This is a genomic window from Pseudoalteromonas sp. UBA2102, assembly GCF_002331165.1.
Classification (GTDB): domain Bacteria; phylum Pseudomonadota; class Gammaproteobacteria; order Enterobacterales; family Alteromonadaceae; genus Pseudoalteromonas; species Pseudoalteromonas atlantica.
Genome location: NZ_DCYU01000111.1, coordinates 62,200 through 73,781, shown reverse-complemented (window position 1 = coordinate 73,781; position 11,582 = coordinate 62,200). Strand labels below are relative to the sequence as shown.

The 11,582-nt window shown below is 41.2% G+C and carries 5 protein-coding genes and 1 pseudogene; all 6 read left to right on the top strand.

Going from position 1 to position 11,582, the window contains the following annotated elements:
* On the top strand, positions 1-1,713 hold a 1,713-nt coding region (gene bcsA, locus B2R65_RS15310), incomplete at its 5' end, for a UDP-forming cellulose synthase catalytic subunit (protein WP_286744120.1).
* Positions 1,706-3,952 (top strand): cellulose biosynthesis cyclic di-GMP-binding regulatory protein BcsB, encoded by a 2,247-nt coding sequence (gene bcsB / locus B2R65_RS15305; RefSeq protein WP_282337726.1) that lies wholly within the window; start codon positions 1,706-1,708, stop codon positions 3,950-3,952. The genes bcsA and bcsB, both read left to right, overlap by 8 nt.
* Positions 3,952-5,079 carry a cellulose synthase complex periplasmic endoglucanase BcsZ gene (gene bcsZ, locus B2R65_RS15300; protein WP_286744117.1) on the top strand — a complete coding sequence of 376 codons (1,128 nt, stop codon included), beginning with the start codon at positions 3,952-3,954 and terminating at the stop codon, positions 5,077-5,079. Before bcsB ends, bcsZ begins: the two co-directional genes overlap by 1 nt.
* A complete protein-coding gene (locus B2R65_RS15295) occupies positions 5,070-8,888 on the top strand; it encodes a cellulose synthase subunit BcsC-related outer membrane protein (RefSeq protein ID WP_286744115.1) in 3,819 nt (1,272 codons plus the stop codon). The genes bcsZ and B2R65_RS15295 overlap by 10 nt, the downstream gene beginning before the upstream one ends.
* A 245-nt stretch (positions 8,889-9,133) precedes the next feature.
* Entirely contained in the window at positions 9,134-10,627 is a 1,494-nt protein-coding gene (locus B2R65_RS15290; protein WP_138579263.1) for a peptide MFS transporter, read from the top strand.
* A gap of 145 nt (positions 10,628-10,772) precedes the next feature.
* Positions 10,773-11,582 (top strand): annotated as a pseudogene (locus B2R65_RS15285) (metallophosphatase); the annotation flags it as partial.

The window sequence follows — 11,582 nt, the reverse complement described above, 5'->3', positions numbered from 1 at the left end:
CTTGCGGCGATGAGCATTGATTGGCCTGCTGATAAGCTCAACGTGTATATTCTTGATGATGGCAAACGCCCTGAGTTTAAAGAATTTGCTCAAAAAGTGGGGGTGGGTTATTTAACACGGCCCGATAATAACCACGCTAAAGCCGGTAATATGAATAGCGCCATGCGCTACACTAACGGCGACTACATTGCTATTTTTGACTGCGACCACGTACCTGCCCGCTCATTTTTACAAATGACCATGGGGCAATTTTTAAAAGACAGCAAAGTATGTTTAGTGCAAACACCGCATCACTTTTTCTCAGCAGACCCGTTTGAGCGTAATTTAAATAACCACAGCCAAATCCCTAATGAAAACATGCTTTTTTATGGGTTGATCCAAGATGGTAATGACATGTGGGATGCCACCTTCTTTTGTGGCTCATGCGCCGTTTTAAAACGTGAAGCACTCGACAATATTGGTGGCTTTGCATTTGAAACGGTAACCGAAGATGCCCACACTGCACTGCGTATGCAACGTGCCGGTTATAAAACCGCTTATATAAATATCCCACAAGCTGCAGGGCTTGCCACCGACAGCCTCTCTGCACATATTGGCCAGCGTATTCGTTGGGCTCGGGGTATGGCGCAAATATTTAGGCTCGATAACCCAATTTTAGGTAAAGGGCTCGATATACCACAGCGCCTGTGCTACTTAAACGCCATGCTGCACTTTTTATCGGGTATTCCGCGTATTGTATTTTTAACCGCGCCACTGGCGCTCATATACTTTAATGCTTACATTATCTATGCGCCGTTTTTAGCTATTTTTATTTATGTAGTGCCTACACTCATACAAATAAAAGCGACCAACTCACGAATTCAGGGTAAATATCGCTACTCTTTTTGGGGTGAAGTGTATGAGTCTGTTCTTGCCTGGTACATATTAAAGCCTACAACCGTTGCGCTAATAAACCCTAATAAGGGTAAGTTTAACGTAACAGAAAAAGGCGGCTTAAATGATAAAGAACATTACGATTGGGGTATATCTAAACCCTACTTGGTACTTTTACTCATAAACTTAGTTGGCATGCTTGTAGGTGTTTTACGCTTAGGCTTTGGCGATCCGAGCCAAGTGGGCGTTTTGTTAATCAGCATGGGCTGGGCAATTTATAATATTATTATTTTAGGCGCTGCGGTAGCCGTTGCAGCAGAGGCAAGGCAAGTAAGGCAGTCACACCGTATTAAGGCAAACTTTCCGGCGGGCGTGCGCTTAGCAAATGGGCATACGTTAAAAGTTAAAATTACCGATTACTCTGATAATGGAGTGGGTATTGAAACAGAGCACGCTCATTTATGCCGAGTAAACGACAAAATAGAGCTATTAATGAGCCGCGGTAATAAACAGTTTTCGTTTACAACGTATGTATGTAACACCCGAAACAAACAAATAGGCTTAACGTTAAAAGATCTCTCGCTCGAAAAGCAAAAAGCATTTATACAATGTACTTTTTCAAGAGCGGATGCGTGGCTTGACTGGCAAAATAATTTTCGTCATGACCGCCCTTCATATAGCTTTAAAGAAGTACAAAAAACAAGCCTAAGAGGATTTAGTAATTTATTGTTTCATGCTCCTAAGCCATTACAACCCTTTGTAAAACTAATGACAAAAATTGTTGTATATATAAACTCTTTCACCCCTAAAAAACCAATAGTGCATTATAATTATGATTAAAAATTTGCTTAATACATTTCTAATACTGTTTTTAACATGCAGTGCTTACAAAGCATGTGCTATTGAGCCAATGCACGATAAATCTGTGTTTATAAATGGCTACCCAGAAAGCGCCAACGTGTCTAGTTTAAGATTAGACTTTGCTGCTTTAGGCTTTGATGGCTACAAGCTTGATGGCATAAACAACAACTCAAGAGTGGATTTTACCAACCGCATTGATAAATTAAGCACCGATTTACAGCTTAATTTTTCGTACACAAACTCGCCATCATTGATTGCTAACGTGTCGCATTTAAAAGTGTATTTTAATGAAAACTTAGTCACTGTACTGCCCATAAATGAGCAACTAAGTGTGGTTAAAAATACCGTTAACCATAGCCTAAAACTCAATGCTAAGTATGTACAAGACTACAACCAAGTACGGTTTGAGCTTGTTGGTTATTATGATTTACGTTGCCAAGATTACTTTAGTCGCTCTATTTGGACCGAAATTAATAAATCGAGCAATATCACGCTCAATCAAAAGCAACTGGCAATAGATAGCCGTTTAGAATATTTACCAGAGCCCTTTTTTGATGCCAAAGATTACAATAAGTTAAGCTTACCGTTTGTGTTTGCAAAAACACCTAACACCAAAACGATTGAAGCGGCTGCGACTCTTTCAAGCTGGTTTGGCGCGCAAGCTGACTGGCGTGGTGCTGATTTTCCGGTGGTGATTAACAAATCATTAGATACGCACAGCGTGGTTTTTATTACCAACGATTCAAAGCCTGACTTTTTAAAAGACTATCCCGATGTGGAAAAGCCAACCGTTGAGATTATTTCAAACCCACTACATAGATACAGCAAAATGTTGCTTATTTTAGGGCGTGATGAAGACGATTTAAAAACCGCCGTCACGGGATTGGCCTTTGGCCATAAAGTCATGACCGGCAGAACCGCTAGCATAGAAGCAATTAACCAACTACCGCTTCGCAAGGCGTACGATGCCCCGCGCTGGTTACGCGCTGATAGAGCTGTACACTTTGACGAATTAATTGATTTTGACAATCAGCTACAAGCACAAGGGTTAAATAACGGCCCCGTAAAATTAAACGTGCGCTTTGCTCCAGATTTATTTACTTGGCGTGAAAAAGGCATCCCCATTACATTGCAATATCGCAGCACACCCGAGAGCGAGTCTTTGGACTCTCGGTTAAATATGTTGATTAATCAAAAGTTTATTAGTGGATATTTGTTAGATAATGACGACTCTGCACTCAATACTACAAAAACATTATTGCCACTTATTGCCAATACCGATACTACACAAAACGCAGAAAACTTTTCACTTAATGGCATAAACTTAGCCACTCGGAACGAGCTAAACTTTGATTTTAGATTTGGTGTGCTGAAAAAAGGTGAGTGTGCAATAGCACCACCTGGTGGTGAGTTTGGTGTTATTGATGGTAATTCTAATATTGATGTAAGTGGCTTTGATCATTACATTGCCCTGCCAGATTTGAATGTTTTTGCGAACAGTGGCTTCCCGTACACCAAATATGCCGATTTACAGCAAACACTTGTACTAATTGACCCGCAGCCTTCTGCAAAAGCGTTAACTTTGCTGTTTAATCTTACCGGTCATTTTGGCGCAATAACGGGGTATCCAACCCACAGAATGACAGTGGCCCATTTAAATGAAAATGTTGATTTAGACGACAAAGATATTTTAGTTGTTGCAAAGCCTGGCAGCAAAGCTCAGCAACTAGATGAAGATGCGCATACAAACGTACTTTTAACCAATAACCAACGTGAAATAAAGCAAGCAATTTACAACGGTGCATACGATGAGCAAGCCACAGATAAAATACAAGTGAGTGTAAAAAGTAGCGGAGATATGGCGGTAATTACAGCTTATCAATCTCCTTTTGATTCTGAACGCTCTGTTGTGTCACTTAATGCCACCACTGAAAAAGCATTTGGCTTAATTGATAAAACCCTTATGGACTCGCAAACATTAAGCCAATTAAAAGGCAGTGCTGCGGTTATAAACTCACAAGGCGTTAAAACAATAAAAACTGAAGAGCAATACTTTGTTGGTCATATTCCTGTACATACGCTGGTGTGGTTCCATTTATCTGACCATCCATTTATTTTAGCCCTGCTTTCTATATTAACGCTGTTACTAATTTCATTTATTTTATGGCGATTACTACAAGCACTCACCCATAAGCGTTTAGCTGAAGGAGATGAATAATGACATTACTTAACCGAGCATTATTAGTAGCCGCTTTTTTAAGTTTTTCTGTGTCAGCGCAAACGCAGCAGTGCGAGCCTTGGCAGGGGTGGCACGTATTTAAAAATCACTTTATTAGTGATGACGGTCGCGTAATAGACCTAGGCTCAAAGCAAAATATTACCACCTCAGAGGGGCAATCATACGCACTATTTTTTGCGCTAGTAGCAAATGATAAAGCCGCGTTTGATAGCATTTTAGATTGGACGCAAGACCATCTCTCTGAAGGCGATTTAAGTACACGTCTGCCTGCGTGGCAATGGGGTGAAACAGGCAATGATACCTATGGGATTATAGACTCAAACCCAGCATCAGATTCTGATTTATGGATAGCATATAGTTTATCGCAAGCAGCTATTTTATGGGATGACCGCCGCTATAGTATTTTAGCTGCTGTATTAGCGCAGCGTATTATGCGAGAAGAAACCGCCTATATTTCAGGGTTAGGGCTTACTTTATTACCCGCCCCTGCTGGGTTTGAATTTGAAAATAACACCTATAAACTCAACCCTAGTTATTCACCGTTATTTATTTATCAGCAATTTAGCAAACTATACCCGCACTCACCTTGGCAGCAATTACATGAAGCGTCTGCAAAGCTTATTTTAGATACCGCTAAAAACGGAGTTAGCCCTGACTGGGTGATGTATAGCCCAGCAAAAGGTTTTTATTACGATAAAAAAGCAACCGATTTAGGCAGCTTTAATGCCATTAGGGTTTACTTATGGGCCAGCATGATGGCGAACGATGCGCCATACAAAGCACAACTAAGCGAGCAGTTTACCCCTTTTGTAGAGGCTATAAACAGCCGTGGCTACGTTCCTTTAAATACCTATGCACGCTCTGGCAAAACCCAAAAGCGTGGCCCATTAGGCTTTAATGCTGCCCTACTGCCCATGCTAAAAGAAAATGGCGATGATTCTTTGGTTATGGCCATTCAACAAAAGTTAATGGTCGATAAGTCATTCACACAAACACGCTATTACGACAGTGTATTAAACCTGTTTGGTAGTAGCGCGCTTAATAAGCGCTTTTCAATAACAGCAGACGGGACGCTCAAGCCAAGGTGGAGCACTGAATGTCGTTAAAATGGGCTGTTGTTTGTACGTTAGCAGTCAGCGCAAGTGTGCATGCTAAAACAAATAATGACATTGATACACACTCTGTTGAGTGGCTTTTAAGCCAAATCAATATTGGTGAAGTGCAAGAAAATAAAGATTTAATTGCCGATAGCTTACAAAAGCTATTGGCCATTGCCCCTAATCGAATAGAAAGCCAGTGTGCGCTTGCTCGTTTTGAGTTTGCTAATGGTAAGGCTATACAAGCAAATCAAATTTTAAGAAAAATTGACGGTAACAACACACGTACCCACCCTTGTGTAGAACAGTTACGACTAATTGCTAGATTAGAAAACGAAGACAAAGCAGATATACAGCAAGCTAAATTACTTGCCCGTGCGGGACGTTACGAACAAGCGCGATTAATTTACAACAGGCTTTTTAAAAACACCTATCCAAGCTTAGCGTTTGAGCTTGAGCATTTAAGTTGGTATGCACAAGAGCAAAGCCAATGGAAAAATGTAAAAAAAGGCTACGAAAGGCTACTACGCAGTTACGAAAACATCAGCGCGGTAGATATTGCATATGCGCGCCACTTACTCAGAAATAACCCCACTGATAGCACCGCGCTAACTATTTTAAGTAAATATGGTGCCACCTCTCGCTACAGTAATGAAGTAGAAACAATCTGGTTAGGTGCTTTATCTAACATGCAATTAAATAGCGCTACAGAAAAACAATTTCAGCGCTACTTTAGCGTGTATCCGTTTAGCAGCAAAGGCGAATTACAGTATCAAGATTTCAAAAAAGATTTAAAAGCGCGACAAAAATTATTAGCTAACCCGGCCTACCAACTATGGCTTAAAGGTGAGGCGTTACTTGAAAAAAACAAGCTCGTTGCCGCAGAGCCGCTTTTACTAAAAGCACTCAAAGGACGCCCTAACGATGGCGCAATTATGCGCAGCCTTGGCACCCTTTATTTGCGTATGGGTAAAAATCAAACATCTTATAATTATTTTACTAAGGCGTATTCGCATACCGCCGACTTTGCCGAGCGAGAAACGCTAAAAGACTTAGCAACCACAGCGAAGTTTTGGCTTTACATACGCCAAGCTAAAGAAGCCATAAATAATAGCCAGTTTAAAACGGCGTTGCTTAAATTAAATTTAGCCGACACACTTGAGCAAGACCCTGCTAGCGTTTTGTATAACCGCGGATTGTTACAATTTGCTCAAGGTAATTATTCACAAGCGGCCGCTATTTATCAAACCGTGTTAAAAAATGATCCGCTTAATAATGGCGCTCTAACAGGGTTATTAGAAATTGTTGAATTGGATAACAATGAGCAATCGTTAATCAAGTTTTATAATGCTTTATCTCAGTCTCAAAAAGCACAACTTAAACCTGTGTATGCGGCAACGTTAAGTAGCCAGCTTCGCGAAAAAGCACGCCAATATAGTGATGCAGGCGATACAGAGCTTGCTGAGCAAACCTTAAAAGAGGCTATTGAACTGGCCCCTGAGCAGCCTTGGCTTTATTACGATTTAGCGTTTATTTATCAACAAAACGGGTTAACTAAAAAGGCAAAAACGTTATTTAATAATGTGCTTTGGCAGTTTCCGCTCAATCCACAGTTACGTTATAGCCATGCTTTATTTTTACGCTCAATTGATGATTATCAAGGCGCTTTAAACACCTTAGAGTATGTGCCGGTTAATGATCGAAATGACGACATAATTTCTCTTGAGCAACAACTTAGGCTCATCGAGTCTCTTCGACAAAGCGAGCGACACTTAAATACTAAAAATAGAACCACGGCTATTTTTCATTTAAGTAATTTAGAAGCGCAAAATTTAACTCCTGTAATGAAAGCCGAGCTATCGCGTAGCTGGTATCAAATAGATGAGAAAAAACACGCTCTAAAGTTAATTAATACTGCATTAAATACTGAGCCTACTTTATCACCTTATTGGCATATGCTTTACGCGCAGTGGCTATTAGAACAAAACGAGCGCCCTGCTGTAGAACAATGGTTTTCTCATTACAGCTTGCCTAATAATGCAAGTGCTGGCGAAGTAGAACAGTACGTCAATTTATACACCACGTATATTAATCAGTATTACGAAGGTGGCGAATTATTAGCAAAGCTTAACCAGCTTGATCAAAAGTACCAAAGTACACCCGCCATCACCACGGCATTAATAAATGCTAATTTAGCTCTGGGGCAGCAAGAGTCAGCAATTATTGTTTATCAGCAAAAACTGAAAAACAATCAGCCAATTGAACCTCAAGCAATGCTTGCAATAGCAAAAGCTTACAGAGAATTAGGTAACGACTTTCAGGCAAAAGAAGTTACTGAGCGCGCAATAACGCAAACAGATGATCAGCAAGCCTACTTACAACGCCAAATAATGGCCTCGTTAAATGACTTTAATTACGCAGGTGATGCTTTAGCTTTAGCCAATCAATTAATTGCTAAATCACCCAATGATAAAGAGCTTAGTTATTTGGGCGCTGAAGTTGCCCGAAATTTTAATGAACAAGACCAAGCTAAGCAATGGTATTTAAAAACGTTATCAAGCGAGCAACGACTAAACGATGAATCGTTTTATAAACAAATTGCTCGCATAGATGAAAATGATGCGTGGTATATTAATGGCGCTAAGCGCGAGCTTATTAATGAGCAAAGCAAAAACCAAGCTTACATTGCTATTGGGGTTAACTTTAGTGGCCAAACAAGCACCGAAAGCGAGGCAACTCTTGGCGCAGGCTTAGTACCTATTGAGGCCTACTTTCCACTTTGGCAAGGCCAAGGGTTTATTAAAATAGACCCAACCACTATTAGCGCACAAACAACTCGCTTTGATGAGCAATTTGCTGGTAGCCGCTACGGCCAAGGTGCACTTTGTATATTTACCTGTGCTATTGATGAAGTAAGCCCTGAGCAAGATGGGGTCGACATAGGTATTGGATGGCAAAATGAAAATTGGCGTGTTGATGTAGGCACGACCCCACTTGGCTTTTTAATTGAAGACATAGTATGGGGTGTAAATTACGCCAACAGTATTGGCGACTTTGGTTATAGCCTAGAGCTCGAAAAACGCCCTGTAACAAGCTCCGTGCTTTCTTATGCTGGGCTTGAAGATGTAAATACCGGTGAAATTTGGGGCGGCGTGCGCTCAACAGGCCTAACTGCCAACCTATCTCATGACTTAGGTGGCGATTGGGGCTTTTGGTCAAGCGCCGACTTTACGCTCTATAAAGGGCAAAATGTTAAAGATAACCAACGCTATAGAGTAATGGGCGGGTCTTATTATCGCGTTATTAGTAATCAAGAGCGTGAGTTTACCGTCGGCGCAAGTCTATTACATTGGGCATACCAGTATAATTTAAGTGAAGAAACATGGGGCCACGGCGGTTACTATAGCCCACAAAACTACGTTGGGTTGTCGGTGCCTTTAAGCTACGATGCGCGCTGGGGCGATGATTTTGTTTATCGCTTAAAAACGGGGATTTCGTATTCGCAAACAAAAACCCAAGCCATTGATTTTTATCCTAACGATACTGACTTGCAGCTACAAGCCTACGATAGAGAAGCGATTACCGGGGTAGACCCTGTATTTGAGAGTGATGACAGCTCTGGCGTGTCATACAATCTTGAAGGGAGCTTTGAGTACCGTATAACGCCGCATTGGTTTTTTGGTGGTTATTTAGCCATCGATCGCGCTGACTTTTACGAACCAAACTTTGGCCAGCTCTATATTCGCTATTACTTCAATCCTGTGTACGGGACGTTAGAGTTTCCTGGCACCCCAATTATTCCCTACGCAGACTTTTAACGCAGTGCAAGGTGATACATCGCGAATGCTTCCCCTCGCACTAAGGTATATGTATACTTGAGCGCAATTGTAACTAGGATAAGGGTGTGTCTCTTACCTTGTGGTGTTACTACCATTTAGCAAATCATTATCTTAGCTACAAATAATATACAGATGGTCGAGCGTTTTAGTGCCCCATGGCACAAAACAGCTAAAGCAAAAAATTATAAGGCCATTACAACAATTCTTAAAGTTAGGAAGTAAATATGAGTTCAGCTCCAGATAGTGGTTGGTTTGGCCACCCTAAAGGACTTTCGACATTGTTCTTCACTGAGATGTGGGAACGAATGAGTTACTACGGCATGCGAGCGATGCTCGTATTGTTTATGACAGCAAGCCTACAAGAAGAAGGCCTTGCCTTTACGGTTGCATCAGCTGCTGCAATTTACGGTTTATACACAGGTGCCGTTTATTTCTTAGGCTTACCGGGTGGTTGGCTAGCGGATAGATTATTCGGTGGTCAAAAGGCTGTATGGTACGGCGGTATCATCATCATGTGTGGCCATATTATTTTGGCCGTGCCTCATGAGTATTCATTTTTTATTGGTTTGATCTTTGTTGCTACAGGTACTGGTTTGCTAAAACCAAATATCAGCGCAATGGTAGGCCAGTTATACAGCGATGCTGATGAGCGCCGTGATGGCGGTTACGCTATATACTACATGGGTATTAACTTAGGTTCTTTAATTGGTTACTACGTATGTGGTTACTTTATGGAAAACGTAGGTTGGCACTGGGCATTTGGTGCAGCTGCTGTGGGTATGGCTATTGGCTTAATCCAATATAAGCGTACGCTTAACAACCTACCAGAGCACAGTGCATTACCGGCTAACCCATTAAGCGCTAAAGGTACATCTCGTGCATGGTTTGGTATTGCTGCTTTTGTTGTTATTGCCGCTGGTGTGACCGCTGCAGCAATGACGGGCGCAATTATTATTAACCCAACTGTTGTAGCAGGCTACACAGCTGTTGTGTTTACTATTATATTCTTTATTTATTTCGGGGTTATTTACTTTACAGGTAAATTAACAGCGGGCGAAAAACAAAGAATGTGGGCACTATTTTTAGTGTGTGTTGCCTCTGCGTGTTTTTGGTCTGGCTTTGAGCAAGCGGGTTCATCACTTAACCTATTTGCCCGTGATTACACAGATCGCCTTATTGGCACTTTTGAAATTCCGACTACGTGGTTCCAATCTTTAAACTCACTATTTATTATTGCTTTATCGCCATTTTTTGCCGCGCTTTGGATTAACTTATCTAAAAAGATGGTATCGCCGACTTACAGCGTAAAATGTGCAATGGGCTTAATTATTATGGCTTCGGGCTTTTTAGTTATGTTTATGGCCGCTCACTACGCAGCTGAAGGCTTAAAAGTAGCGCCATACTGGCTAGTAACAACTTACTTTTTACATACAGTAGGTGAGCTTTGTTTAAGCCCTGTAGCATTAAGTGCGGTAAGTAAACTTTCGCCACGTCGTTACACAGGCCAAATGATGGGTGTATTTGTATTAACTTATTCAATTGGTAACATTATTGCTGGCTTACTGGCTGGTAACTTTGATCCAAATAACGTTGAAGAAATCCCTAACTTATACTTACAAATTGCCTTATTTAGCATTGGCGTAGGTATTGTTTTAGTGCTTATGAGCTTTAAAGCGAAAGTATGGGAAAAACAAGGCCTAGAAGAAAAAGCTGCATAATATTGCACGTTTAATTACGCGTAATACTATTTATAATTTCCCCCATAGCCGCTATGGGGGAAATTTTCTCAAATTTCTATATCACCTCGCTGTAAACTGCTATCATCTGCTGATTAATTTTTAACTAGTCTCAGGGACGCAGTACATGCGCTTGTTAACTTTATCTCACACCCTATTTTTAACCTTAAGCATTGTTTTTTTATCAGCCTGTGGTGGTTCAGACGATCAAGTTACAACTAACCCTAATGATCCCGTTGAGCCTGAGCCTAGCGAGTTAACAGTATCTACAACTACCGGTTTAGATGTCAGCCTTGATGAAGGAAGCTTTTTACTGACTGTACCTGCCAATGCTGTCTCTCAAAACACTGAACTTACACACGAAAAAACAGTATTAGATGATGCAAATGCACTACTAAATATTATCTCAGATATACACCTACTCACCCCAAGTACGCTTTCTTTTAGTGATCCAATTACTATCAGCATAAAAATACCTGATGATTACCAATTAGGAGGCCAGCTATTTATTGCTAGACAATCTGGCGATGGCTGGGAAGTTATTGATAACTCTTTTGTTGCAGATGGGTTTGTAAGTGCGCAAGTAACAACACTAGGAACCTTCGCTATTATGATGCAGCGCAATGAGGCCTTTGCCGCTATAGGCCCAACGTGTGATGCCACAGCCACAGAGCAATCGGTTAGATTTGTTCATGTTGCCGACCTACATGCGCGATTCGGTTATGAGGAGCAATATTTTAGCCGCATAAAGGCCTACTACAACCAAGTACTAGCACAAACGCCGCATACCCTTTTTACCAACGGGGGGGATGACTACGAAAAAGGCACTGTTGCTGAGCAACTATCACAAGGTAGCGCTACAGAAGAAGCCATTAAAGCCATGCAGTTTGATTTACGTGTGGTCGGAAATCACGACTATGCATGGGGGCCAGAAAAA